Raw genomic sequence first — 26,235 nt, 5'->3', positions numbered from 1 at the left:
TTATAACCACAAGCAAGCGCATCATATACTCTTCTTAGAATAGGTAGTTTAACTCAAAACGGTATTCGTTGTAAGAATCTTGATCAATTCCTCCAACTCTAGCGTCTGCACTTACTAAACCAACACGCACTTTGGCTTGGAGTTCAGGAGTAAACTGTTCAATAAAATCCATATGGATAATATTACTATCTGCTTGTACACCACCAAGACCTTGTTTATTTTCATCAAAATCTTGCATAGCATATCGTAACATTGCACTAAACCCTGGAACTAACTTCGCTTTTCCAAAGTCATATTTTACTTCAGCAGCTGTAGTTTTTGTATTAGCTCTCCAGTTATATTGAGCCATTGCACGAGTATATCCACCAGTAGGAAAACCTCTCCATGGTGCTACGATATCACCTGCATCCTCAACTGCAGAGTAAGCAACTTGAGCTTTTAGTGGACCATTTGCAAGTGTTAAACGAGCCATGTAAAGTGAAGAGTCTAGACTTCCACCATCTTTGTATCCATTTGCCACACCATTTGTTGCATTAATAGCTCCACTTAAACTAGCACCACCGATTTCACCACCGCCGTTATCCATTTGTTGCATATAGCGTACACCTGGTGTTAGTGAATAACCATCACCAAGGTTGATTTGATAGTTTACTTCACCTGTAAGAGATGAGATTACACTTGGTACAGAAGCATAAGTTACATCAACTTGAAGGTTTTTGATAGATTTATTTCGCATGTCTACTACGATTAAGTCGTGATTAGTATCACCCTTAAAGTTTGTAAAATTTAAACCTTTATGTATTGCAGAGTCATCATTGTTATTCCAGCTGTTACCATCTTTATCTTTGAATGTGATAACATCGTGTGCTGTTGCATGATCACGAAGTTTTTGACGCCAAAAATAAGCACCACGTAATGTCGTTTGTGGAAGGTTTTGGTTTACAACAGAGATACCATCAAAAGTGTTTGGAATCATTTTTGTATCATTTGATTTTGTTAAGAAAGATTCAAAAATTTGACGACCAGCTTTGATAGATGTTTTGTCGAAATCATATTGTAAATATGCTTGTCCAAGAACTGCTAAAGTGTAGTTGTCTTGAGTAGATACATTATAACGACTTACCGTATCTTTACCAGCTTTTGCAAAGTCTATTTCATCTTGATCCATATTGAAAAATGGACTTGTAGAGAAGTACATACCAGCAGTAGCACTAAAACCTTCAAATGAAGCAGTTTTATAGATCATTGAACCACCAAGACCTAAAGCTTTGTTATCTTTTGTTTTTGCTGTTTCGTTTTTCCAGTCCCACTTAAAAGAGTTCGCTCTTAAACGACCGTAAAATACACCATCAGCTATAGCATCAACAAGGTTATCTGCTTTTCCTGGAAGTACATTATATACCTCCATCATATTTCCTTTTAACTGACGTTTTGGTTTGGCATCATCTGCTGATGCAACTGTGAAAATACTACAGCCTAGTGCTGCGATTATGCTCATTTTTACTAATTTCATATTATAATCCCCTTGTTGTTTTCTATAAACACAAAAATGTAAAGAGCAGCAGTAACTGCCCTTTACAAAACTAACAGCCCCGAGAACCTTTCTCCGGACATCCACAACTATAATCTACAAGTGTGACATTGCCTTCATTACTAACATCAACCACTTTTTGACGTTTGATATAGTCTCTAACTATCTCATATACTGGTCTGATTTTATCTTGGCGTAGGTTTGATCCTGCATTTTGCAAATTACCACCCCATGAAGAGACCACATAAGTTTTATTTAGATCTATTGGCTTACCTCCAACTTTTAGATTTGATATTCTTTTTCCAGCTTTGTTGGCTACAGCGATACTATATGTAACACCACCCAAACGGCTCATATCTCCACCTTGTTGGTAGAGAGGATTTGCATTAAAAACATTATCTGCAATATCTTCTAAAAGTGTAGCTATTTTTGAGCCTTTTAACTCAAATGTATATACGTTAGGGTATGTAATACCACACATCTCATATACATTTTCCATTAAAATATCATCTCCTGCTAAAACAGTTGTCCCCCATCTATACCCTGGAGTAAAAGAGATATCACATTTCATCTCATCTATTATAGCATCGTTGATTAACTGATCAAAAGTTGAGAAAAATGTATCTCTTTTATAAAGGATATTTTTTGTTTGCCCTAAAACTTCATTAAACTCAGTATCAAAAGGAGCATACAGTTCATTAACAAGTTTTACACCCTCAGGATCAGCTGGGATCATGTTTGAAGCTATTGGAACTAGTTTGTATTCATAATCTTTTACTTTTCCATCTTTGATATCAATATCTAAACGTCCTACATATTTTCCATGACTTCCCGCTATAACTATAACAGTATTATCGATAGTTATTGGTCTTGGCGAAGGATCATGTGTGTGACCGCTTAAAATAAAGTCGATACCATGAACTTTTCTTGCAACCTCTTGGTCTACGCTAAAACCGTCATGTGAGAGTACAACTACACAATCAACTTTATGTTCATTGCGTAACTCATCTACATACTCTTGAAGTGTATCGAGTCGAAGACCAAAACTCCAACCTTGTGTAAACTCTTTAGGGTTTGCAGTTGAAGTAAATGGAAATGATTGACCGATGATACCGATCTTCGCACCACCACGCTCCTCAATCGTATAAGGTTCAAAAATAAGCTCCTCATACTCATCTGAGAATGGATCATCACCTACAATATTTTGTGATACAAATTTAGCATCAAGTTGTTCAATCAGGTTTTTTACTTGTTCTTTACCATAAGTAAATTCCCAATGTCCAACCATAACATCAACACCAAGATAGTTTTGTGCTTTTACAATCGCTTCACCATTTGTTTTAAGACCTACACCAGTACCTTGCCAAGTATCTCCAGAGTCAAGAAAAAGTACATTTTCAGCTCCACGTTCAGCGCGTACACGATCAAGGTAAGTTTTCATATGTGCAACACCACCCATTCTTCCAAACTTACGAGCAAGAGCTTCAAAGTCGATACATGTATCAAAATACGCATCAAGACTACTAGGCTCTAAACCGTAATGTTTAGCAAATGCTTCACCACATAAAAATCCAGGTGTTCCCACAAGATTTGGAGCAGAGATCAAAGTTGATGGCTCTCTCCAGTACAGTGGTTTTAAATGGGCATGTAAGTCGCACATATGTAGTAGTGTAACATTCCCTTTAGCCTTAAAATCGTAAATATCTTTGAGTGATATTTGTGAAGCAGCTTTTGGTTTAGCACATCCAGTAACAGCGGCACTTAAACCAAAAATCGCTGCAATGTGCATAAAGTCTCTTCTTGAAATATCCATAATAAAGTCCTATCTTTTTAATCCAGGGATTGCAATTTGTGCCCCTTTAGATTTATCTGTTACATATACTTCTAAAGCTACCATTTCAGGTGAGCCTAAAGGTATAACAGCTAAAAGTGCATTGTTCATACAACCTTGAAAACGACGTTGTAGTGTTCTTAGAGATGATTTTGTCATTCTATACGCTGGCCATGTTGCAGCAGCAGCATTGCCACTTGCACCTAACTCTGGAAGTGGTTGTGTACGTAAAACACTGCCAATGATGTCAGGGCTATGGCAACTAAGACATGATAATCCTCTTCTACCTCTTTTTGTTTCAAATACCTCTTTGCCTAAAGCATAAGCTGCTTTCATTTGAGGATTTGCATTTACATCAATGTTGATTGGCTCATCATTTGCAATAGATTTTACATAAGCAACTATGTCAAACATATTACCACTTTTGAGTGGTAAAGGTTTATGTCCATTTTCTGCCATCATCGCTTGAACCACTTGATCAAGTCCTGCAACCATATCAAGCTTTTTAACATAGCGAGGGAATCCTGCTATATATTTTGGCAAGTCATCTTCACTTACACCTAAAAATTTTGCTAAACTAGCGTCACCACCCATGTAGCTTAGAAGCTCTTCACCAGATGCTACATTGATATCAGCAGGATTAGCTTCGAGTAGTTCTGCGTACATTGCACGATCTTTATCACTCATTGCAAACTGTTCACCTGCAACTAATGCAGAAGTTAAAAGAGCGGCACTTAATGTTATACTTACTAGAGTTTTCATAGATTATCCTTTTGGTTTAATCTTTTTACTTGTTTCATAAGAGTTACCTTTGTTATCTGTAAATGTAACAGTGAGGTTCCCTTTACCATTGATCTTCATATATGTTGTAAAAACTGGGTTAGCTGATACTGATTCCCATACAGTCATATTTGTAATCTCTTTTCCATTGTAGTTGAATTTGATGCTATTGATATAATCAGCTGGAACAATCTGACCAGTTTTTTTATCTTTACGCATCCCTGTTTCCATCGGGTGGATCACCATGAAATTGACTTTTACAATTTCGCCATCTTTAAACTTTTTTGGTTTAATTTTTATTAATGATTGAATTTTTCCCATAATAAATCCTTTTTATTTTTTCTTTTGTCTTAGGTTGGTGATCAACCACATCCACCGATAGTTACTTTAACACTTTGAGATGCTATTAAAAACTCACCGTTGCTTAGTTCAACTAAAGCTGCAACATCTTGTGTACCACCAAGTTTTACACGAGTAGCTAACATTGCTTTACCATTTGCTGGTGTTAAATGTGTGTCTAAACAGCGAACATTATTGTTTTTAGTAGCAAAAATATGGATCGCTTTTACATAATCATCATCTGTCATAGGTGAATCAACTTCAACAGTTACAGGTACAACTGCACCATTTTCTGCAATCTCTGGAACTTTTAAATGTACCTTGCTTGAAGTTTGAGGTTTTTTACCACCTGTGATAGCTTCAAGTGCTTGTTCATATGAAAAAGCATTTGGACCTGCTTTTTTCTTTGCTTCAGCTGCAAAACCCATTACTGGTAACGCTGCTGTTACAGCTACTGCTGATGTTAATGTTTTGAAAAAATCTCTTCTTTGCATTGTTTCTCCCTTTTATTTTGGTGATACGATATATGCAGTGATGTCACATATCTCTTTTTCAGTAAATAAGTTTGTTGTTAGATTGATAGTCATGTGAGTATCTGGATTATCAATACGAGCATCAGCAATTTTTTGATATACAAACTGATTATCTCTTACACCAGTGTCAACAAAGTTTTTTTTGTATTCACTTAGATCAGGACCAATATTTCCTGCCCCTTTAGCACCTTCAATGTTATGACACGCTACACAGTTACCATATTGTTTTGGTGAACCATCGCTATTTTTTTTACTTAACCCTTTTGGTGGTGTTTGTTTTGCTTTTTCACCATTTAAGTTATGAAAAATATATTTTCCTCTTGCGATAGATAACGGATCGTTTGTTACACATCCAGCTGGCATTTTGTACTCTTTTGCTGGAGCGAGTAGATCTTTTTGGATTATCTTACTTGCATTTGGACTCTCTATTGCTTGACTTAAATCAGCGGCAAATAATGAACATCCAAGAAGCAATGAAGCTGTTAGACTCTTACGCATGTTTTCCTTCCTCTTAAGTAATGTCAGGAGCAAGTTTAACAAGCAAATGTAAAATTTATGTAAAATTTATAGACTTTTTAAAAAACTTTTACTTTAGATAAGATATACTTCATTTAATTAATATTTAATATTATATGTTAAAAATAATTAACAATACATCACACAAATATCAAGGATAATAAAATGGGAAGATTTGTACTAACAGAATCATGCGTAATTAAATGTGCACATGGAGGAGTGGTACAACACCCATCAACTGATTCTATACGAACCATTGGGGGATTAAAACCAAACTTTTGTGTCGATATCCTTGGTGCTGCTATCAGTGGATGCCCTCTAACTTCCCCTTGTACTAAAGTAGATGTTATTTCAAGTGCTATGACTGAGCCAAATGTCGTAGGCGCAAGTGGTACATATGCACTCGATGTCTCTGGATGTCAAACAGACAGAGGCTCTGCTTTAGTTGTAGAATCTCGTGCAAATACAAACTCAAAAACAGCAAAAAAAGCTGGTGTAAATAACTCTGTAGAAGGAGAAAAGGCTACAGAACAAGAACAAAGAGAAGCTAAAAAGAAAGAACAAAAAGAGCAGTATAGACTCTACCTTTTACGAGAATCTAAAAATACCTCTTTAAAAAAGGTTTACAAACCACTGCGTCCATCAAGAAGTTTTGCAGATATACAAACTTTTTATGGAACAATGGATACAAACTTCTTAATCCGAAGAAAGATCGTCCCTTTTACACTAGCATTTGTCTACATACAACTAACAGATGGTACCATAGATGAGTATAGGATCATCTCTAAAGGTTCACTCTATGGCGATACTTTTAAAGATATCACATACAAAGATGAAAGTAATGTTGAGAGAGCTTATATACCGCTCAATGATGGCGAAGCTATAAAACTTTACTACTCCAATGTACAACTCAAAAAAGATCAAACAGCTAGAAGTGATGCTCTCTCACAACTAACTCCCCTAGAGTTTGACCCAACAGATGCAAAAACTACAGAGGATGCTTGTTTTTTAAAAGATGCAAATGCCATAAACTCAAATGAGATCACTACAAAAACATTCAAACTTCAAAAAGAGTATGATCCCCTAAAAGCTTATGAATCCAAAGTGAAACAAGCCCAAGCTGAGGGAAAAAGTACAGACTTCAAACTCTACCCACTTGATGTTGTAGCTACACTCAAAGATCCATTTGGTGAAGCGGAAGATTTGTTAAACATCTACGAATGGGCATACAAAACATCCTTTAGCAAAAACGATCTCCACCTCAAAGACCTAAAAAAGAAAAATGCTTATACATATGCTATAAGTGAACAGATTGATTACTTTTATGTTGACCCAGATGAACAAACACACTACGACACAAATCTCAAAAAACTCCAAGATATATATACAAAGTTTATCCATGAGATCGTAAAAGGGAAGATGAGCCATCTCTTTTTTAAAGGGCTTGGAGAGGTAGTCACTTTTGATGAGATCATAGACCCAGTGTACGATACTGCTACAGAGTACTTAAATGAGGTGCGTTTTATATACAAACCTTTCTTTGAAGAGTTTCTCATAAAACCAGAGTTTAAGATCTTTTATGAGAACTTGCATTGTAGTTGTATCTCCTCTACTTATATAGCAACTGCCAAAGCAAAACAACTCAATGCACATAAAACCCAGCAGTTACAAAAACATGCAAGTGAGATAAATCCTAAACAAGAACTCAACTACGGTTACCTAATTGCAGAAGATGAAAAATACACACCGTATAAATCAAGTGCCGCTGAGATGTTAGGGCTTTTAGTATTTGCACTGTTTTTCTCTAAAAAGTATGAAGATCAAGCTAGAGCTACAGGACTCTATGAAGATGCAAAAGAGTTTTTTTATACTCTAAAAAACTCCCATCCTCTCCCTGCTATAGGCGATGAAAATAGAAAAGATGTGCAAACCCTTATAAACACCCAAGAAAAAGGGTATGCAAAAGTATGTGCAAAGAAAAACAAACTTTTACAACAGTTTGAGAGTATAGACAATACTAACCAACAGCTTTCTTTTGATCAGAAAAAAGCACGATCACCAAAAAACTACTTCAATAACCTTTACATCCCACAAAACTTTACACAATTTTATGAAAATAAAAACATCAACCCCAAAGAGTTCCTCACAGATGTACGAGGGTTCATCACAGGCAACGACCTACTCAAACAACAACTCAAATTTTACAATGAGATAAAAGAGTTTGACTCCCAAACACACCAACGTGAAACACTCAACACCCTTATGGGGATAGTCTACACCCTAAGTGAGAACAAAAGCCGCCTAGATAGTGAAGCAAATATAGCTTCGCCGTTTAATAACGAGAGTGAATTTTTACGAGAGAGCATCAAACATATAGCCCTAAATCGTTTAGATATACAAGATACCAACTTCGCACTAGAGGTTTTTAACCTCCCTATCACTGAACACTACACAGATGTGCTTCACGCACATCTCTCCCATGCACTCCTAGAGCAAGGGACAAACAACCAAGATGGTTTTAAAACAAGACAAACAAATGCACAAGACCTTTTAGACAACGACGCGTTTAAAAAGTACATAAACACAAGTGAAGTGGTGTTTGATCTAAGCAACATCCACCAGCTTTTCTTTGAAAAAACACAAGAACAAGAGGATAAACTAAAAACCATCCTAGAGAAAGTAAAAGCAGTCGATGGGGTAAACTCCAACCTTATAACCTTAGTGGAGCAAAAAGGGGAACTGCACTCGAAGTCTGTTCTTGATGATGATATGTTTGAAGGTGGTGAAGCAAGTGATTCAAAACTAAAAGGTTTTAAAGACACCAAATTCATAAAAAACTACATCACAATCTCCACCCACCTCTCCACCTTAGTGCTTCTCTCAAGTGTTGCCAAAGGGGTAGTGGACTGGAAAAAACTAAACGGTGCAGATATATACTCACTGATGTTAGATAGTGCAGAGTTTGTAAAAACAACAAGTGAGTTGGTTGTAAAATCTTCTGAGACGATCACTGCAAGGGTACAGTCCCTTGTAAGTGCAAACAAACTCAAAAAGATAGCTAACTTAAAAATCTTAGCACGTGCAGGGTTTATAGGGATCATCCTCTCATCTGCGTATGATGTCGCAAAACTAGATAAAGATGATGTAGATGGAAAACTCCTCACTGGTGCAAAAGCACTCCTTACTATAGGGCTACTGATGTTGCCAATAGCTGGGGAGTTTGTAGCTGCTGGAATTATAGCACTGGAGATAGCATGGGCACTGTATGCTAAAAACTTTATAGATACCCCTCTTGAAGCATACCTAATGCGATCACTTCTGTTTAATATGCAAGAGGAAGCTCCAAAAACATACGGCTTAAAAAAAGCTATAAACTACTTTAGCTCCGATAAACTCCACCCCTATGAAGCCAAACTCTTTTTAGAGCAGTTTCATAAAAAAGCAGCAAACACTATAGATGGGTTTGACTCCTTTGAAGAGATACAAAACTTTATAGGTGTACATTATGATGCTCATGCAGAGCTGTTTGATAGTGCCTTGGAGTATGAACTCACAACACTAAAATCAGTAGTATATGGTTATAATGTTGAGATATTAGATACTGTAGAGATAAAAAGAGCAAAAGATACATTTACACAATCAAACTTAAAGTTTAAAACAAAGATAAAACTCCCAAAAGAGATGTTGCAAAACAACATCAGTGTACACTTTAAAATAGATGGGGCATATAGGTCTATATATGAGAGTAAAGTTACACCAAAGTACCAAACACCACCAATGCCAGAAGATTTGGTGTTTGATACAGTTGAGCCTCAAACAATGAATGAACACCTTATGAAGATAGTGGAGAAAAAAGGTGCACACCTACTTGTGATAAACAAAGAGATAGCACTCCACTATAAGATAGAGTATAAAGAAAAAGTTGAATTTTCTCCAGGACTTTTAGCAAATATGGATCAAGAACTCAGCATAAAAGAGATCAACCTTGACCTACTAGAGAAAGATGAGCGAGAGCTTATAGAAAAAGTAACCAAAGCAAGAAAAGAGAAAGAACAAAATGTATAAAACTATAAAACTCCTCCTAAGCACACTACTTATACTAACACTCAACACTCATGCAGAGACAACAAAAGCCCTAGAGTACTCCAAACCCCCATACGATCAAAGACTTAATGACTACCCAAGAGCAAAAAGCTGGTACCAGATGGCAAATGATGATAGTGCAGCCGCTTACAATATAGGTCTAATCTACCAAGACCATATAAAAGACTATAAAAAGGCGGAAATTTGGTATAAAAAAGCTTGGTCGATAAAAAATGATAAAGATATTGCTTTTAATATGGGACATTTGTACAACTATACATTTCAAGATTATAAGAATGCAGTTATTTGGTATCAGCGAAGTTATAAATTAGGAGAAAAAGAAGCAGCATTTTCATTAGCATTACTGTATAAAAAACAATTAAAAGATTATGAAAAAGCCATTAAATGGTACACAATTGCGGATAAAATGGGGCAATCTAATGCAGCTAATAATTTAGGTTATCTTTATGATAAAACATTAGGAGATTATCCAAATGCAATTTTATGGTATAAAAAAGGAGTAAAAAATAAAAATTCGTTAGCCATTAAAAATATTGCATCTCTTTATCATAAACGTGGAGATAATATAACAGCAGTAGCATATTTTATTAGTTTAATAACACTTAATAGCAAATACGAAAAAGAAAAAGTTTTAAAATATATGTCTACAAAGTGGAAAATAGACAATATCACTATTAAAAAAGGCTATGAACTTCAATTAAATTCAAATATTATTCCTGAAGAATTAAAGTATAAAGGTGGAATCTAAAAAGTGTTTAAAACTATAAAACTCCTCCTAAGCACACTACTTATACTAACACTAAACAGTTATGCAGAGACAACAAAAGCCCTAGAGTACTCCAAACCCCCATACGATCAAAGACTTAATGACTACCCAAGAGCAAAAAGCTGGTACCAGATGGCAAATGATGATAGTGCAGCCGCTTACAACATAGGCTTAATCTACCAAGACCATATAAAAGACTATAAAAAAGCGGAAGTTTGGTATAAAAAAGCTCTTGAATTAGATAGTGCAAACAGTGATGCGTCTATTAATTTAGGAAATATATATGAAGATTTTAAAGAGTATAATAAAGCCATTATCTGTTATGAGAAAGCAGCTAAATTAAATAGCTATTTAGGGTTATTTAATTTAGCTTTGTTATACGAAGCTAAATTAAATAACTATACAAAGGCTATTGAATACTATGAATTAGCTGATAAAAAAGGCGATTTAAAAGCAGCAAATAATCTTGCTTTAGTTTATAAAAATAAACTTAAAAAATCTAAAAAAGCTATATATTGGTATGAGAAAGCTATAAAAAAAGAGGATACAAATGCCCTAAAAAACCTCGGTCTCCTATACCACCAACAAAAAGACAACATAAACGCCTCCCAATACTACCTAGCAATGATAGGCAATCCTTATAAAAAAGAGAGAATTATAAACTTTTTAAAAAACAGATGGAAAATCTCTGAAAAAGATATAAAAAAAGGGTATGAGCTAAAACTAAACTCTAAAATCATCCCTGAAAAGTTAAAGTATAAAGGTGGAATCTAAAAAGTGTTTTTACAAAAAACTATAAAACTCCTCCTAAGCACACTACTTATACTAACACTAAACAGTTATGCAGAGACAACAAAAGCCCTAGAGTACTCCAAACCCCCATACGATCAAAGACTAGATGACTACCCAAGGGCAAAAAGCTGGTACCAGATGGCAAATGATGATAGTGCAGCCGCTTACAATATAGGTCTAATCTACCAAGACCATATAAAAGACTATAAAAAAGCGGAAGTTTGGTATAAAAAAGCTCTTGAACTTGATAGTGCAAATAGTGATGCATCTATTAATTTAGGTAATCTTTATAAAAAATTGCAAGAGTATGAAAAAGCTATAAAATGGTATAAACAAGCTTCTAAATTAAATAATGAAGGATTATTTAATTTAGCTTTGTTATACGAAGCTAAATTAAATAACTATACAAAGGCTATTGAATATTATATATTAGCTGATCAAGCAGGTTTAAAAGAAGCTTCAAATAATATTGCTCTCTTATATGACACAAAACTTCATAATTATAAAGAAGCTATAAAATGGTATGAAAAAGCCATAAAACAAGAAGATGTAGCAGGTCTAAAAAACCTAGGACGCCTCTATTACCACCAACAAAAAGACAACATAAACGCCTCCCAATACTACCTAGCAATGATAGGCAACCCTTATAAAAAAGAGAGAATTATAAACTTTTTAAAAAATAAGTGGAAAATCTCTGATGCAGATATAAAAAAAGGGTATGAGCTACAACTAAACTCTAAAATCATCCCAGAGAAGTTAAAGTATAAAGGTGGAATCTAAAAAGTGTTTAAAACTATAAAACTCCTCCTAAGCACACTACTTATACTAACACTAAACAGTTATGCAGAGACAACAAAAGCCCTAGAGTACTCCAAACCCCCATATGACCAAATACTAGATGACTACCCAAGAGCAAAAAGCTGGTACCAGATGGCAAATGATGATAGTGCAGCTGCTTACAACATAGGTCTAATCTATCAAGATCATATAAAAGACTATAAAAAAGCGGAAGTTTGGTATAAAAAAGCTCTTGAATTAGATAGTGCAAATAGTGATGCGATGAATAATTTAGGCAACATTTTTGAAGATTTCAAAGAGTATAACAAAGCAGAAATTTGGTATAGAAAAGCTATAGCATTAAATAATAATACTAAAGCTATTGAATACTATAAATTAGCTGATAAAAATGGTAATTTGAAAGCAGCCAATAACCTTGCTTTAGTTTATGATAAACTTAAAAAATATCAAAAAGCTATATATTGGTATGAGAAAGCTATAAAAAAAGAGAATACAAACGCCTTAAAAAACCTAGGTCTCCTATACCACCAACAAAAAGACAACATAAACGCCTCTCAATACTACCTAGCAATGATAGGCAACCCTTATAAAAAAGAGAGAATTATAAACTTTTTAAAAAACAGATGGAAAATCTCTGAAACAGATATAAAAAAAGGGTATGAACTCCAACTAAACTCAAAAATCATCCCTGAAAAACTAAAGTATAAAGGTGGAATATAAAGAGTGTTCTTACATAAAACCATAAAACTCCTCCTAAGCACACTACTCATACTAGCACTAAGCACTCATGCAGAGACAACAAAAGCCCTAGAGTACTCCAAACCCCCATACGACCAAAGACTTAACGACTACCCAAGAGCAAAAAGCTGGTACCAGATGGCAAATGATGATAGTGCAGCCGCTTATAATATAGGCTTTATCTACCAAGACCGTATAAAAGACTATAAAAAAGCGGAAGTTTGGTATAAAAAAGCTTGGTCGATGGAGCATAGGGTGGATGTAGCGAATAATTTAGGGTGTTTATATGATGATCTAAAAGAGTATAAAAAAGCAGAAATTTGGTATAAGAAAGTTATAGCATTAAATAATAATAAAGGATTATTTAATTTAGCTTTATTGTATGAAACTAAATTAAATAACTATACGAAAGCTATCAAATACTATAAGTTAGCAGTTGAACAAGGGCATACAGAAGCTGCAAATAACTTAGCATCTCTATATAAAACTAAGTTTCATAATTATAAAGAAGCCATAAAATGGTATAAAAAAGCTATAAAGCAAGAAGATTCAGCAGGTCTAAAAAACTTAGGACGCCTATACTACCACCAACAAAAAGACAACATAAACGCTTCCCAATACTACCTAGCAATGATAGGCAACCCCTATAAAAAAGAGAGAATTATAAACTTTTTAAAAAACAAGTGGAAAATCTCTGAAACAGATATAAAAAAAGGGTATCAACTCCAACTAAACTCAAAAATCATCCCTGAAAAGTTAAAGTATAAAGGTGGGATTTAATTGTCCGCAATAAGCATGGAAGTTGGAAATTTGTAAGTAAAAACAGTGCCAACTTTGGGTTTAGAATCAATCTCTAGCGTGATATTGTATTCGTCTATAATTGATTTAACAATATTTAAACCAATGCCAAACCCACCTTTGCTTTTATCTTCTCTATAGTAGCGTGTAAAGATTTTATCTACATTTTTGATCCCGATGCCAGAATCGATGACACTGAGATAACAATCACCATTTTTGAGGTAGAGTTTTATATTTATACTTTTATCTTCAAAAGAGTATTTGATAGCATTGGAGATATTGTTATCAACAATTTTACGAAGTTTTTTTGGATTCATTGTAATAACTACACCCTCTTGTAACTCCATATTGATAGTTATGTTCTTCATCTTTGCTACATCTGTGAAGTACTCTATTCGCTCTTTTATAAACTTATTAAAGTTGATTTTCTCATCTTCATAATCAACTCTATTGTATTTTATAAGGTAGTCCATATCATCATAGATGTTTGAGAGCACTTTCGTTGCTGCTTTGATACGCTGGAAATATTTATTTTGTTCATGTTTTCTATTATAAAGATCAATGTTGACGTTTATAATCGCTAATGGAGTATTAATCTCATGGATGGAATCTTTTATAAAGTTATCAAGTTGTTCATTGAGAGCTTTGAAAGGTTTAGCAAATCTATTTAAAAAAAGCATACTCAGAAAAAATACAAGAATAACGATAGATAAAAGGATCATCGCAACTTTCATATATAAAGGTGCATATGAGATTGTATTTGTCAACACAAGATAATCTGCACCAAAATATCTTCTTTGAGGCAGTTTTATAGTTAAAAATGCACTTGAACCATCTGTATAGTAACCATTTTTAAATGTTGGAATTTTAGTCTCAATAAGTGAAAAGATTGGTTTTAAACTTGCATCATATAGTCCTGATTCCAATGTTTTAAATCTTGGGTATTCAAAATAAACATCGTTTTGGTTGAACTCCTCCATAGACTTGATGATAAGTAAAGATTTCTCTTGCAAAAAAAGCTCATTTTGGATTGAGTATATGTTTTTCATATATATGAGATATACAAATAAAGGTGCTAAAAGGATAATAGTAATGAGTGTCGTATAAAACAAAGCATTTTTTATAGCATATCTATTTTCGTTCAATGATGTATCCTAACGATCTTCTATTTGTGATGATGCCATCTGGAAGTTTTTGACGTAGGTTTTTTAACTGTACCCTTATAGTTGCAGGTTCAACATATTCACCCCAAACTGCATCTTGAAACATCTCTACAGAAACAACTGCATTTTTATTTTTTATAAGTACTTTGAGTAGGTCTTTTTCGGTTTTTCGTAGTATTATCTCTTCATTGTTGATAAGTAATTGCTCTTTTGTCATATTGAAAAAAGTATCGTAACCTAAGTCTATAAGATCACTATCATCTGTATAAAAACTTTTATAGGCTTGGTTGATACGAAGCTCCAACTCTTCAAGATCAAAAGGTTTACGGATATAGTCACAACATCCACGCTCATACCCTTTTTTTACATTTGAGATATCTGTCATAGAAGTTAAAAAAATCGTAGGTATTTTGATCTCATCTTTGCGCAGGTTTTCAAGCAATGAAAAACCGCTCATTGAGGGGACATTTACATCTAAAAGCAAAAGTTCATAAGTTTTTTCATGGATAGCACTATATGCTTCAAACCCATCCATAAAACATTCTACCGTATAGCCTATATCTTCAAGGAACTCTTTGATACTGATTCGTAAAGCATATTCATCTTCTAAAAGTAAAATTTTCATTTTATTTTCCCATTTATCCTTTTTATAACTTTCTTTTGGAGTAAGAGTTGTATCAACTCATCTTTTGAGTAGTTGTCTAGTTTTTTATAAGTCTCTTGATTTAACTTTTTACTATCTTCTTGTGAAATACCCTCTTGGAGTAATAAGAGTTCTTTAGGGGTATAATCATCAAACATATCATTATGGTAGCGTTTACTTTTTTCAACTTTATAAAGGGAACTTCTTGTTACATTGACTAAAAAAGATATATCATCTTCTGGGTCATTAAAATAATCAAGATATTTATCTGGAAGTACAAACACAAAAGCACCGATAACTTCACCAACACCATTTTTCATAGGCTCATAAAAGAGGTGTCTCCCTTTAGTAAAGCCAATTCTATTAGCTTTGAGTTGTTTAAAATTTATAGACTTGAGTACATCAATATGGTTTGAGTTATAGTTTGTATTTGCAACTATATATTTTTTTATCGTCATATTTTCTTGCATAAAAATAGCAGTATTGAAGTATTTATCATCCATCAACACATATAGATCAATCCCTTGTGCACGAAAGAGTTCTGTGAGTGGTTCAAAAAAATCGATCACTTCCATAAAACCTAAAAGATTTCCATGAAGATAGATAGGAACAGTTGCTTTAAATCCTAGTCGCCTACCTACTTCTATGGAAGTTCTGGGTGTTGAATGGGTTTTAAAATAATCAAGATCATTTCTATAATCTCCCAAAGGCATCCCCGCATAGACAGTATCCCAGCTTCTAGCAAAGATAAGATAATCCGCAGTGATTACCTGTGCACGAACATTTTTATGTGTAAATTTTTCGATGCTTGATGTAGTATGAGAGAGAATTTGATACCCTAAATCTTCATCATCGTTATCAAGAGCATTGACAAGGGCACTATTTTGAGAAAGTACAAGAGCTAATTCTAGTGAGTCCATTTGGTTTGTTCGTAGTTGGGCATTGAGTTCAGAGGTGATTTGATCGAAGATATTATTGAGTTTTGTCTCTTTAGTTTCATACTGAAAATAAAAAAATGTAGTTAAAATGATGAAGATGGCGAAACTAAAGAGTATAGTAAAAACTTTTTGCATGAGGGTATTGTATCAGGAATACTTATAAAGAAGCAAGAGAGGAAAAATTTTTATACAAACATTTTATAATGATTTTATTTTCTTTAGGATTTAATACATTTCATAAAGGGTGATAAAGGTAGCAATATATATGGATAAAATAGAGATTTCAGATATTTCAAGAAGGATGTTTTTATATGGTGTGGGTGTTTTAGCCTTAAGTGCATGTGGAGGGGGAGGTGGTTCCTCTTCTGCTGGATCCTCATCAAGTGGTGGCACTACATCCTATACGTTTTCCCATCCTAGTTTACTTCATACCCAAGAAGATTTTGAACGTATGGCAGCAAAAGTTTTAGCGAATGAATCTCCATGGGTAGATAGCTGGAATATCCTTATAACAAACACTCATGCAAGTTTGAGTTATACACCATCTCCTCAAAGTGTTGTTTACCGAAATGATCCAAATAATGGTGCAGATAACTCAGCAAAACTTTTTAATGATGTAGCAGCAGCATATGCTTGTGCCTTACGCTGGAAGATATCAGGCGATAGTGATTATGCTGATAAAGCTGTTGAGATTATGGATGCATGGTCAGCTGTTTTGACAAAAATAAGCTGGAGTGATGGATACCATGATGGGTTTTTAGCAGCAGGACTGCAAGGGTATCAGTTTGCTAATGCTGCTGAGATTATGCATAGTTATAGTGGATGGAGTACAACAAATTTTCAACGTTTTCAAATGATGATGAGAGAGGTGTTTCACCCTATGAATGGTCGTTTGCTCAGTGCCCCTACAAGTTTACGTTCATACTCTAACTGGGATTTGTGTGCTATAGCAGCGATTATCGCTACTGGTGTTGTGTGTGATGATTCTGAGATGTTTGAGGGTGGTATAGAGTACTTTAAAAATGGGCTAGGTAATGGGTGTGTTTATAATGTTGTAAATTATATCCATGATGGTTATCTAGGTCAGACACAAGAGTCAGGACGTGATCAAGGGCACAATACATTGAGTGTTATGCTTTTAACAACTATATGTGAGATGGCTTGGAACCAAGGAGTTGATCTTTATGGATTTGCAAATAACCGCGTACTCGCCGCAGCTGAGTATGTTTCAAAAGGTAATCTTATAGATGATACTACTAGTACATACTATACGATGCCTTTTAGCACCTACACAAATGGAAATGTGACACATACGGAGTTTGCTACAGGCTCACAAGGTTCACTTCGTGCTGGATGGGCACTCATCTATCATCATTATGTCAATCGTAAGGGCTTAGCAGCTCCCTATACAAAACGTTATATGTTAGCAACACAACCAGAGGGTGGTGGTGGAAATTATGGACCAAATAGTGGTGGTTATGATCAGCTAGGTTACACTACCCTTACAGCTTCACGAGATGCTATAACTACAAAGCTTCCTCCAAGTGGTTTGAGTGCGTATGTAAGTGGTGGCAATGTTACTCTTTCGTGGTGGGGGAGTGCTTATGCAACAAGTTATAATCTTTACCGATCAACAAGCTCTGGCGGAAATTATACACTTATAGCAAGTGAGATTAGTGATCTTTTAACTTATACAGATACGTCAGTTTCATCTGGAACATACTATTATGTTGTTAAAGCAGTAATATCAGGGGTAGAGAGTGAAGCTTCAAATGAGCTAAGTGTGGTTACTTCTGTAGAGCTTTACACAAGTTTAGGGAGCTCTGAATTCTCATTTAATGGTACAGATGAGTATGAAATTTTGTCAGAAGGGGTTATGAGTAATCTTGGTGATTTTTCTATAGTTTGTAAGGTGTATTGGAATGGAGGAGATAATTGGCAACGTATTTTTGATTTCGGGTCTGGAACTGGTCGCTATATGTTTTTAACACCAAAAAGCAATACGAACACTATGCGATTTGCCATAACAACAAACAGCGGTATCGCAGAACAAATTGTTAATGCCTCATCTACTTTACCTACTGGAGAGTGGGTACATGTTGCAGTTACTTTAGAAGGAACAACACTAACACTTTACGTAAATGGTGTCTCTGTAGGTTCCAATACAGAAGTGTTGAGTGCTCCATTTCGTTTAGGAGAAACGGCACAAAACTATCTAGGTCGTTCCCAATATGAAAGCGATCCGTATTTCAATGGTATTATAAAAGATTTTGATATTTATCATGGTGCGTTAAGTGAGCTAGAGGTTGCAAATTTAGCTTAGTTTTTTTTATTTGTTTTAAGTCAAAGGAAGGTAAACTTTGCCTGTTAGTTTGTCGCAAAATTTTTAGGCTTAGTTCCGAGGACAAATCCTCCCTTAGATCATGAGCCTCTGCACTAACCCTAAAAATTTTACTAGCTGTTAAGAAGCAAAATATGGAGAGATGGGTAATGGATAACATCGAAACAATAGATAGCGTATGTACATACTGCGGTGTGGGATGTGATATTGCGGCAAATGTTGATACTACGCAAAATAAGATCGTAAAGATTTTTGCACATACTGATGGTGTGGTTTCGCAAGGAAAGCTCTGTATAAAAGGGAAGTATGGGTATGACTTCGTAGAAGCTGAAGATAGACTTCGTACTCCTCGCATTAAAAAATCTTTTTTAGAGAAAAACCCTTCGATCAAAGAGGTTGTAAGTGGTTCACTTACTGAACTTGATGATGTTTGGTATGAAACTGATCTAGACAGTGTGACAACTGCTTGTGCTATGAAGTTAAAAGAGATTCAAGACAAATATGGTCGCAAATCTGTCGCTTCGATCGGTGGGGCAAGAACATCTTGTGAGTCTTCATATATGTTTCAAAAATTTACTCGCCATACTCTAAACTCTCCACACGTAGACAACTGTGCACGTGTGTGTCACTCTCCATCATTAAAAGGTATGCGTGCAACGATCGGTGAAGGTGCTGCAACAAACCCTTACAATGACATCTACAATGTTGAGTTTATGATCGTGATCGGCTCAAACACAACAGAAGCACACCCGATCATCGCAAACCGCATACTGGACGTTGCACGTGAACATGATAATCTAGCTGTGTTTGATGTCAGGGAGATCAAACTGCATCGTTTTGCAAAATACAAAGGGATCATTCCTCACGAGTCAAATTTGATGGTGCTTAACATGTTAGCATACGTTATCATCGATGAAGAGCTATATGATGAGAGTTTCATAGCAGAGCGTACAAAAGGTTTCTTGGAGTTTAAAGAGAAAATCTTAAATGATCCATACGCAAATCCAGACTTTTTTAACAAGATCGAGGGGTATGAGCACATGGGCAAAATGATCCGTAAAGTTGCTCGTGAATATGCTCTGAAAAAGTCTATGATATTTTGGGGACTAGGCATTACAGAACATCTTGATGGCTCATACGCTGTAATGGCGATCACACATTTAGCCCTTATGACAGGAAATGTTGGAAAAAGTGGGGCTGGACTTATGCCATTACGCGGTCAAAATAATGTTCAAGGAACTTGTGATATGGGGATGCTTCCATACTACGATCCAGACTATCAAGAGCCAAAAGAGATAGGACTTATGACCCCAGAGCTTGTAGATGAGATGATCGAAGGGCGTCTTAAAGCAGTGCTTAATGTTGGAGAAGATTTAACACACATCCATCCAAATCTCAATAAAGTCAATCGTGCAATTGAAAACTTGGAGCTTATCTTTGTTCAAGAGCTTTTTATGACCGATATTGCGCAAAAAGCAGACATAGTTGTGGGTGTAAAATCAGCATACGAAAAAACGGGTGTATATGTAAATGCTATGCGTCGTTTGCATCTCTCACAACCACTAGTTCAATCTGATCTGCCAGATGACTGGGAAGTGCTACAAATACTCGACAATAAAATGGGTGGAAGTGCTTCGTATGAGAGTTCAAAAGATGTGTGGGATGAAGTACGTCGCGTCGCGTACAGACGTTTTAGCGGTGCTGAATACTCTCGGTTAGAGCGTCATAGAAAACGTGGATTGCAATGGCCTGTACACACAGAAGATACTCCGATCTTACACCAGCTGGACTTTAGAACACAAGATGGTTACGGGTACTTCAAGTACAAACAATACGAACCACGCAATATGGTGCAGGAGATACTTGATAACAAACTCACAGGCTTTTACCTCACAACGGGAAGAACACTTGCACACTATAACAATGCTGCACAAACAAAACGTTCAGATAAGTTAAATGACAGATACGATGAAGATACGCTTCTTGTAAGTGAAGCGGATGCAGAGCATTTTACAACCGAGAAAGTGATACTCAAAAGTGAATTTGGAGAAACAACACCGCTAAGCGTAAAGATCACAGACAAGATCAAACCAAAAACGATGTTTGTGACTTTCCACCATGCAAAGTCAAAGATCAACAACCTCTTTGGAGATGCAAGAGATGAGCTGATCTTAACAGCTGCGTTTAAGTCGATCAAGGTTGAGGTTGTTCTTTGTTAAGAGGGGGTTATTTGTAAATATCGCCTCTACTATCAACTTTTAATATTTGTATCTCCTCTTCATTCATGTGAAAAAGTATTCTGTATTTTGATACCCTCATTCTATAAATTGGAGGGATGTCGTTGCTTGTTAATCTTTTGACATCTCCATTTGGCAGGTTTTCAATAGCGTTAAATATTTTCTCTTGAAGCTTTCTTTCATATTTTGCAAACTTTTTTTCAAATGTTTTAGAGTAAGTTATCTTCATAAATTAAATTTATTTTTAAAATCTTCATTTGAAGTAAATTCATCATTTGCCAATATATTTAAAATCTCTTTTTCATCATCAGCTTCTAGTATCAAATCAGCTTGTTGTTTAGTTTTTGAGTTTTTTGCAATATATTCACTCAAACTTTCTCTAATCATTTGTGAAATAGATTTTTTTTCTATAAAACTTACTGCTCTAACTTGTTCATATAAGGCTTCATCTATAGTTAAATTTAATCTATGCATAAATACTCCTTTATGTAATAATGTATAAATGTATTGTAACATAAATTTTATAAACTCAGCTATAATAAGCACCAAGGATTATAAATGAGCAGAGAAAAAGGAAATTTTGCTGAAGATCGGGCTTGTAGCTATTTGGCGGAAAATGGCTATGGGATTGTCGAGCGAAATTTTTACTCACGTTTTGGTGAGATCGACATCATTGCTTTGAAAGAAGAGGTACTTCATTTTGTTGAAGTCAAAAGTGGAGATGATTATGAGAGTGCCATTTATAACATCACTCCGACAAAACTCTCACGCATTATAAAAACTGCTCAAACATATATAAAAAAACAAAATTGTGATAACGACTATACTTTTGATGCTGTAATTGTAACTCCAAGTGACGTAGTATTTGTTGAAGATATAACTTTATAAAGTTTTAATTATTAAAGTAGTAGTATTTAGAAAAGTTACTATTAAGGATAGAGAATGAAAAAAATTATGTTGGCATTGGCTTTAACTTCTGCAGCGGCTTTTGCAACTGATATTACTATTACAGCTACTATGCAACTTATGGATAATGGCTTAAATCAAGTACAAAGAGGTTTCTTGTATAACTCTAAAGAAGACATCTTAGAGGGTATAACAAAATTAGAAAATTCTGATGCTATTTTTAAAACTGTAGATGTTACTACTTTTATTCCAAAAAATAAAAAAGTAACTGTAACAAAAAATATTACAAATAATTTAGGTGATGATCTAAAAATACTTAGAAAATCTATCGAAAATAATGAGTTTACAACTGCTACAGAAAAATATGGTGAAGTACTTAACGATTGTGTGGCTTGTCACACTGTAATTAGAGGTTGGTAATCTTCCTTACTTGTATTCACTGAAAATTATAAATTTTTGGTGAATATTTAAAATCTTTTCTTTTTTAATCCCCATAAAAACTTAATTAACACTAATGTAATAAAAATTTCATAATATACAAGATCGATAAACTCATTGATTGGAGCTAAGTTTGAAAAAAATAGTATATATGCTTTTAACGGTATTATTTATTAGTGGTTGTAGTATGAACACATCTTTGATAAACGATGAATCAAAGCGTATTTATAGTTATTATGCAATTGAAAAAAAATTTAGTAAAGATGGAAAAAGAGCACTATATAAGCTGAACGAAAAAAGTAATAAATGGGAAAAATTTGCTCTATTAGAAGATGAGAATATTACGGTTGTTGATGACAATAATAATTCACTTCAGTTGAACATTATTTCAAAAGATTTAATTGCTTTAAAGAAAAAAGAGCTAGATATACAATTTGCTCAGAAAGTACGCGATGTTATACAAAAAAATATAAAATACTCTGATGTTGCTATACAAAGGAATATTTCTGGGAAAGTAAATGTCTATTTTGAAATATTACCAGATAATCAGGGTGTAGATATAACAGTATTGGAATATGAAGATGTATATTTAAAAAAGTATACAGAAAAATTTTTCAAATCTATTCAAAATCAGTTTCCTGTATGTCAAAAGAAAAAAACTTTTACAATGACTATTGATTATCAGTTTTTGAAAAAAGAGAAGAAGAAAAGCTAATTGAAAGAAATGAGTTAGTCTACTTTCATTTAATTCCCAAGATGGTATAATTTTCTCATTATATTACATGGAGAATTAGATGGAAGCAAAGATTTTTTTTGGCTCAAAAGCCACAACAAAAGATACTTTTAATGAGCAACACTCGCCTTATGATGGTGCAGTTGTTTCCAAATCTCCTGTGTGTGATGCATCTGATGTAAAAAAAGTACTACAGATCGCGCAAGAAGCTGCAAAATACGCAAAACTCTCAATACTTTCTCAAAGATGTAACTGGATACTTGATGTTGTCTCAAAATTAAAAGAGCAAAAAGAAGACATAGCAAAAACGATCACAGATGAGGTTGGAAAACCTATCACATTTGCCCGTGTAGAGGTAGATCGCTGTATTGAAACTTTAACGCTTTGTGCTGAAACTATGCGTACAATGCATGGAGAAACTATCAACACAGACGCGATGCCAAGCGGTAAAAAAACACTGAGCTTTTTTCGTCGTGAGCCAGTTGGTGTTGTAGTTGCGATCACTCCATTTAACTTTCCTCTGAACTTAGTTGCACATAAACTTGGACCTGCACTTGTGGCTGGAAATGCAGTTGTGCTTAAACCAACTCCAGAAGCACCACTAACTGCGTACAAATTTGCAAAACTATTTATAGAGAGTAAGTATGCTATAGAGGATGCTTTAAGTGTTGTTTATGGCGATGCTGAGGTTGGAAGTGCTTTGATCACTTCTGATATTCCACGCGTAGTTAGTTTTACTGGAAGTGTACCTGTTGGGGAGATCATTACAAAAAATGCAGGTATCAAAAAAGTTGGACTTGAACTTGGTGGAAATGCAGCAACATTTATAGATAAAAGTGCAGATTTAGCTCTTGCGGCACAGCGTTGTGCATTAGGTGCTTTCGTAAACTCTGGGCAGGTGTGCATTTCATTGCAACGTATCTATGTTGATGATGCGGTATATGATGAGTTCGCACAGTTGATGGCAGAGGAAACGCAAAAACTCAAAGTTGGTAGCCCTTATGATGATGATACTTTTATGGGACCACTCATTAACGATGAAGCGTGTGAAAGAGCTATGAACTGGGTAGAGTCTGCTATAGAAGAGGGAGCTGTACCTGCACTGCCTCCGCATCGTGAAGGGAGATTATTTTACCCTTGTGTGATGACGGAAGTCAATGATGATATGGCTATAGTGTGTGAAGAGGTTTTTGCTCCAATTGTTTCACTTGTGCGTGTAAACGGGTTTGATGATGCACTGCCTCGTATGAATAACTCTCCTTATGGTTTACAATTCTCAATTTTCACAAATGATCTAAGTCTTACAAATCGTGCTATAGATGAGCTTGAAGCTGGAGGGATAGTTATAAATGATATGCCGACACTTCGTTTTGATATTCAGCCTTATGGTGGTGTAAAACTTAGCGGTGTAGGACGTGAAGGTCCGCGTTTTGCTATAGAAGAGATGACTGAGATTAAGTCTGTTGTGATTGCCTAAGCAGTTGTTTTTATAACTCTTTGACCATTTTTATCAAGTTCTAAAGTGATTGTTTTTGCTTGTCCATGTGGAAGTAGAGATATCTCTGTAGCATCCATAGGGTTAATAAAGATTACTTTAGTATGACCATCGTATAGAGAGTTTGTTATTATCTTGGCATGAAGGTCTTGTTCAAGAAGATTAGTAAGTTGTAACTCTAACATCTCTAACTCTTTTTTTTCATCTAAGAGTTTTTGTTGTTGCTGTGTGAATGTTTCAGATTTTCTTTTATACTCTTTGATGCGTAAAATATCTTGTTTCATAGGTGTTTTGCCAGATATTTTTGCTTCATTGACACGTCTTTGAAATGTCTGCATCCTTTGTATCTGTTCATTGTGTTCTTGTAGTTTTGATTCAAAAGTTTTTTGATCCTCTTGATAGTTTTTTTTTCTTTGTAAGATATCTCTTTGGAGTTGCTCTTTTGCTTGGTGATACCCTTCTATCTGATTTGGATTGATTATAAGTGTGTTGTGATCTCCACTTATACTTTTGATCTCTATAAGTTCAGAAGCGGTTATTTTCCCATTTGAGACCAGTTCATCTATATATACTTTTGGAGCTATTATCTCTCCACCAATCATTTTTTTTACATGAACTGTTTTATGTGCTTTGACTTTACCTGTTTCAAGTACTTCAATTTGGGCTTCATTTGCTAAAAGATCGCCACGATGGAGTTTAATGTTTGCTTTGTTTTTGATTGCTAGGGAGGATTTTTTATGTGTTTGTGCTTCAAGGCTAAGTTCACATGCTGAAATCTGAGTATTTGAACCGATACTTCCATTTGAGCTAAGTCCTTTCACATCTATTTTCAACCCACCGCCAATTGCATCTTCATAAGTCCCTTTAGAGTGCTCAATTGTAACACTTATCTCATCATTAAGCTCTCCAGCATCGAGATCACCTGTGGTTTTAAAAGTAGCACTCTCTAGTTTGAGTGTTTTAGATATAGATAAAAAGTCATTTTCATACGACACATAACCACTCTCATTTGCATAGAACTCTATGTAGTGTTCATCCTCTTTTATTTGTATAGTTTTATCGGTTTTTGGTACTTTTAAAATAGTTGGTTTACCTGGGTCTAAATATTTCCCTTCACAAGAGCGTCCACCAAGACCATTTTTGTGCTTTTGATAACGTAAAATAAGTTCACCTAGCTCGACTCCATCGATGTAGTTTCGTTCGTTTTGTTTCTTATAAAGATAAACTTTTTCTATCTCTGAGTGGACACACTCTATAGGTTCAATCCCTTGAGCGACTACAAACTTTATATCTTTTGGAAGTTTTTTCCCATAGGGTAAAATCTCTAAAAGTTTTTTGAGTTGTTTTTCAAATTCTTCCTCAAAAACACCTATTAAAAAACCAGATAAAAGCTTTTTTTTCCAGATGAAATCTTTTAGGTTTTTTTCTAAGTTTTTATCGGAAGAAAAAACAGTTCCAGCTGCTATTGTAGCTATCATTTTTGTTTTTTTTACATTTGAAGAGAGTGATATATTGTAAGTACTTATATCAAGTTCTGATGGGAAAATGTTGATCTCATAACGTTGGTATACTCTTGCATCTGGACTGAGTAAAATATCTGGTTGAATTGTAGTTGTATCTTTTAAAATTATATCTTCACTAACACCTTTACGTCTTATGAATGTTTCATAAGATACAAGTGTAAAATCAATACTTTTTATGTTAATATTTTTATCTTTAGAAAATACTTGAAATGTTTTAGGTACTGAAACAGTTTTTTTACTAAAAGGTTTAAAAGAAATCATACTTAAGATGATAGCGAAAAAAAGAATGTCT

Annotated in this window: 24 protein-coding genes; 12 read left to right on the top strand and 12 right to left on the bottom strand. The window is 34.7% G+C overall.

What is annotated here, in order from left to right; genetic code table 11:
• Positions 1–34 precede the first annotated feature (34 nt).
• From ACQY56_RS03800 to soxX, 6 genes are all read right to left on the bottom strand, one after another.
• Positions 35–1,513, bottom strand: a complete 1,479-nt coding sequence (locus ACQY56_RS03800; protein WP_428738846.1) for an OprD family outer membrane porin — start codon at positions 1,511–1,513, stop codon at positions 35–37.
• Positions 1,514–1,583: 70 nt separating this feature from the next.
• Entirely contained in the window at positions 1,584–3,344 is a 1,761-nt protein-coding gene (gene soxB, locus ACQY56_RS03795; protein WP_428738847.1) for a thiosulfohydrolase SoxB, read from the bottom strand.
• Positions 3,345–3,353: 9 nt separating this feature from the next.
• Positions 3,354–4,124, bottom strand: a complete 771-nt coding sequence (gene soxA, locus ACQY56_RS03790) for a sulfur oxidation c-type cytochrome SoxA (protein ID WP_428738848.1) — start codon at positions 4,122–4,124, stop codon at positions 3,354–3,356.
• Positions 4,125–4,127: 3 nt separating this feature from the next.
• Positions 4,128–4,463 (bottom strand): thiosulfate oxidation carrier complex protein SoxZ, encoded by a 336-nt coding sequence (soxZ, locus tag ACQY56_RS03785; RefSeq protein ID WP_428738849.1) that lies wholly within the window; start codon positions 4,461–4,463, stop codon positions 4,128–4,130.
• A 41-nt stretch (positions 4,464–4,504) separates the two neighbouring features.
• Entirely contained in the window at positions 4,505–4,975 is a 471-nt protein-coding gene (gene soxY, locus ACQY56_RS03780) for a thiosulfate oxidation carrier protein SoxY (RefSeq protein ID WP_428738850.1), read from the bottom strand.
• 12 nt (positions 4,976–4,987) lie between these two features.
• Positions 4,988–5,512 carry a sulfur oxidation c-type cytochrome SoxX gene (soxX, locus tag ACQY56_RS03775; protein ID WP_428738851.1) on the bottom strand — a complete coding sequence of 175 codons (525 nt, stop codon included), beginning with the start codon at positions 5,510–5,512 and terminating at the stop codon, positions 4,988–4,990.
• Between the two features lie 183 nt (positions 5,513–5,695).
• Here soxX and ACQY56_RS03770 point away from each other — a divergent pair, with 183 nt between their 5' ends.
• The 6 genes from ACQY56_RS03770 to ACQY56_RS03745 are packed head-to-tail and all read left to right on the top strand — an operon-like array spanning position 5,696 to position 13,508.
• A complete protein-coding gene (locus ACQY56_RS03770) occupies positions 5,696–9,595 on the top strand; it encodes a hypothetical protein (RefSeq protein WP_428738852.1) in 3,900 nt (1,299 codons plus the stop codon).
• Complete coding sequence (locus ACQY56_RS03765) at positions 9,588–10,382, top strand: tetratricopeptide repeat protein (protein ID WP_428743728.1); 795 nt, start codon at positions 9,588–9,590, stop codon at positions 10,380–10,382. The genes ACQY56_RS03770 and ACQY56_RS03765 overlap by 8 nt, the downstream gene beginning before the upstream one ends.
• Before the next feature lie 3 nt (positions 10,383–10,385).
• On the top strand, positions 10,386–11,174 hold the full coding sequence (locus tag ACQY56_RS03760; RefSeq protein WP_428743727.1) for a tetratricopeptide repeat protein: 789 nt from the start codon (positions 10,386–10,388) through the stop codon (positions 11,172–11,174).
• Positions 11,175–11,177: 3 nt separating this feature from the next.
• Complete coding sequence (locus tag ACQY56_RS03755) at positions 11,178–11,972, top strand: tetratricopeptide repeat protein (RefSeq protein ID WP_428743726.1); 795 nt, start codon at positions 11,178–11,180, stop codon at positions 11,970–11,972.
• Positions 11,973–11,975: 3 nt separating this feature from the next.
• Complete coding sequence (locus tag ACQY56_RS03750; RefSeq protein ID WP_428743725.1) at positions 11,976–12,710, top strand: tetratricopeptide repeat protein; 735 nt, start codon at positions 11,976–11,978, stop codon at positions 12,708–12,710.
• A 3-nt stretch (positions 12,711–12,713) separates the two neighbouring features.
• Positions 12,714–13,508 (top strand): tetratricopeptide repeat protein, encoded by a 795-nt coding sequence (locus ACQY56_RS03745; RefSeq protein WP_428743724.1) that lies wholly within the window; start codon positions 12,714–12,716, stop codon positions 13,506–13,508.
• On the opposite strand, the gene ACQY56_RS03740 is transcribed toward ACQY56_RS03745, so the two are convergent.
• From ACQY56_RS03740 to ACQY56_RS03730, 3 genes are read right to left on the bottom strand one after another with little or no spacing between them, the layout of a single operon-like run.
• Positions 13,505–14,671: a sensor histidine kinase gene (locus ACQY56_RS03740; protein WP_428738981.1), complete on the bottom strand. Its 1,167-nt coding sequence runs from the start codon at positions 14,669–14,671 to the stop codon at positions 13,505–13,507. The two genes, ACQY56_RS03745 and ACQY56_RS03740, sit on opposite strands and share 4 nt — an antisense overlap.
• Positions 14,658–15,314 (bottom strand): response regulator transcription factor, encoded by a 657-nt coding sequence (locus ACQY56_RS03735; protein WP_428738982.1) that lies wholly within the window; start codon positions 15,312–15,314, stop codon positions 14,658–14,660. The genes ACQY56_RS03740 and ACQY56_RS03735 overlap by 14 nt, the downstream gene beginning before the upstream one ends.
• Positions 15,311–16,405, bottom strand: coding sequence for a cache domain-containing protein (locus ACQY56_RS03730; protein WP_428738983.1), 1,095 nt, complete (start codon positions 16,403–16,405; stop codon positions 15,311–15,313). The genes ACQY56_RS03735 and ACQY56_RS03730 overlap by 4 nt, the downstream gene beginning before the upstream one ends.
• 130 nt (positions 16,406–16,535) lie before the next feature.
• Here ACQY56_RS03730 and ACQY56_RS03725 point away from each other — a divergent pair, with 130 nt between their 5' ends.
• Together ACQY56_RS03725 and ACQY56_RS03720 are read left to right on the top strand one after the other, a co-directional pair.
• Positions 16,536–18,593 (top strand): LamG-like jellyroll fold domain-containing protein, encoded by a 2,058-nt coding sequence (locus tag ACQY56_RS03725; protein ID WP_428738984.1) that lies wholly within the window; start codon positions 16,536–16,538, stop codon positions 18,591–18,593.
• 167 nt (positions 18,594–18,760) lie between these two features.
• Positions 18,761–20,830, top strand: coding sequence for a molybdopterin oxidoreductase family protein (locus ACQY56_RS03720; RefSeq protein WP_428739010.1), 2,070 nt, complete (start codon positions 18,761–18,763; stop codon positions 20,828–20,830).
• A gap of 7 nt (positions 20,831–20,837) precedes the next feature.
• On the opposite strand, the gene ACQY56_RS03715 is transcribed toward ACQY56_RS03720, so the two are convergent.
• Positions 20,838–21,077, bottom strand: a complete 240-nt coding sequence (locus tag ACQY56_RS03715) for a type II toxin-antitoxin system RelE family toxin (RefSeq protein WP_428738985.1) — start codon at positions 21,075–21,077, stop codon at positions 20,838–20,840.
• Positions 21,074–21,322 (bottom strand): hypothetical protein, encoded by a 249-nt coding sequence (locus ACQY56_RS03710; RefSeq protein ID WP_428738986.1) that lies wholly within the window; start codon positions 21,320–21,322, stop codon positions 21,074–21,076. Before ACQY56_RS03710 ends, ACQY56_RS03715 begins: the two co-directional genes overlap by 4 nt.
• A gap of 84 nt (positions 21,323–21,406) precedes the next feature.
• Between ACQY56_RS03710 and ACQY56_RS03705 the strand changes: the two genes are divergently transcribed.
• The 4 genes from ACQY56_RS03705 (at position 21,407) to ACQY56_RS03690 (ending at position 24,402) form a co-directional block, all read left to right on the top strand.
• The gene (locus tag ACQY56_RS03705; protein WP_428738987.1) at positions 21,407–21,736 is read left to right on the top strand and encodes a YraN family protein; all 330 of its coding nucleotides are present in this window, start codon (positions 21,407–21,409) and stop codon (positions 21,734–21,736) included.
• Between the two features lie 54 nt (positions 21,737–21,790).
• Positions 21,791–22,174: a cytochrome C gene (locus tag ACQY56_RS03700; RefSeq protein ID WP_428738988.1), complete on the top strand. Its 384-nt coding sequence runs from the start codon at positions 21,791–21,793 to the stop codon at positions 22,172–22,174.
• A gap of 151 nt (positions 22,175–22,325) precedes the next feature.
• Positions 22,326–22,907 carry a hypothetical protein gene (locus ACQY56_RS03695; RefSeq protein WP_428738989.1) on the top strand — a complete coding sequence of 194 codons (582 nt, stop codon included), beginning with the start codon at positions 22,326–22,328 and terminating at the stop codon, positions 22,905–22,907.
• 79 nt (positions 22,908–22,986) lie between these two features.
• Positions 22,987–24,402 (top strand): aldehyde dehydrogenase family protein, encoded by a 1,416-nt coding sequence (locus tag ACQY56_RS03690; protein ID WP_428738990.1) that lies wholly within the window; start codon positions 22,987–22,989, stop codon positions 24,400–24,402.
• Here the strand turns inward: ACQY56_RS03690 and ACQY56_RS03685 are convergent.
• Entirely contained in the window at positions 24,399–26,204 is a 1,806-nt protein-coding gene (locus ACQY56_RS03685) for a flagellar assembly protein A (protein WP_428738991.1), read from the bottom strand. The genes ACQY56_RS03690 and ACQY56_RS03685 overlap by 4 nt on opposite strands.
• Between the last annotated feature and the right edge of the window lie 31 nt (positions 26,205–26,235).

This window comes from Sulfurimonas sp., from assembly GCF_050296975.1.
GTDB lineage: Bacteria > Campylobacterota > Campylobacteria > Campylobacterales > Sulfurimonadaceae > Sulfurimonas.
The sequence above is the reverse complement of the archived record's forward strand: the minus strand, read 5'-3'. Positions and strand labels throughout refer to the sequence as shown.

Excerpts from the sequence above, each read along its gene's own strand:
- ACQY56_RS03800 (WP_428738846.1), bottom strand. The coding sequence starts at position 1,513 with ATGAAATTAGTAAAAATGAGCATAATCGCAGCACTAGGCTGTAGTATT.
- soxB (WP_428738847.1), bottom strand. The coding sequence starts at position 3,344 with ATGGATATTTCAAGAAGAGACTTTATGCACATTGCAGCGATTTTTGGT.
- soxA (WP_428738848.1), bottom strand. The coding sequence starts at position 4,124 with ATGAAAACTCTAGTAAGTATAACATTAAGTGCCGCTCTTTTAACTTCT.
- soxZ (WP_428738849.1), bottom strand. The coding sequence starts at position 4,463 with ATGGGAAAAATTCAATCATTAATAAAAATTAAACCAAAAAAGTTTAAA.
- soxY (WP_428738850.1), bottom strand. The coding sequence starts at position 4,975 with ATGCAAAGAAGAGATTTTTTCAAAACATTAACATCAGCAGTAGCTGTA.
- soxX (WP_428738851.1), bottom strand. The coding sequence starts at position 5,512 with ATGCGTAAGAGTCTAACAGCTTCATTGCTTCTTGGATGTTCATTATTT.
- ACQY56_RS03770 (WP_428738852.1), top strand. The coding sequence starts at position 5,696 with ATGGGAAGATTTGTACTAACAGAATCATGCGTAATTAAATGTGCACAT.
- ACQY56_RS03765 (WP_428743728.1), top strand. The coding sequence starts at position 9,588 with ATGTATAAAACTATAAAACTCCTCCTAAGCACACTACTTATACTAACA.
- ACQY56_RS03735 (WP_428738982.1), bottom strand. The coding sequence starts at position 15,314 with ATGAAAATTTTACTTTTAGAAGATGAATATGCTTTACGAATCAGTATC.
- ACQY56_RS03730 (WP_428738983.1), bottom strand. The coding sequence starts at position 16,405 with ATGCAAAAAGTTTTTACTATACTCTTTAGTTTCGCCATCTTCATCATT.
- ACQY56_RS03725 (WP_428738984.1), top strand. The coding sequence starts at position 16,536 with ATGGATAAAATAGAGATTTCAGATATTTCAAGAAGGATGTTTTTATAT.
- ACQY56_RS03720 (WP_428739010.1), top strand. The coding sequence starts at position 18,761 with ATGGATAACATCGAAACAATAGATAGCGTATGTACATACTGCGGTGTG.
- ACQY56_RS03715 (WP_428738985.1), bottom strand. The coding sequence starts at position 21,077 with ATGAAGATAACTTACTCTAAAACATTTGAAAAAAAGTTTGCAAAATAT.
- ACQY56_RS03710 (WP_428738986.1), bottom strand. The coding sequence starts at position 21,322 with ATGCATAGATTAAATTTAACTATAGATGAAGCCTTATATGAACAAGTT.
- ACQY56_RS03705 (WP_428738987.1), top strand. The coding sequence starts at position 21,407 with ATGAGCAGAGAAAAAGGAAATTTTGCTGAAGATCGGGCTTGTAGCTAT.
- ACQY56_RS03700 (WP_428738988.1), top strand. The coding sequence starts at position 21,791 with ATGAAAAAAATTATGTTGGCATTGGCTTTAACTTCTGCAGCGGCTTTT.
- ACQY56_RS03690 (WP_428738990.1), top strand. The coding sequence starts at position 22,987 with ATGGAAGCAAAGATTTTTTTTGGCTCAAAAGCCACAACAAAAGATACT.
- ACQY56_RS03685 (WP_428738991.1), bottom strand. The coding sequence starts at position 26,204 with ATGATTTCTTTTAAACCTTTTAGTAAAAAAACTGTTTCAGTACCTAAA.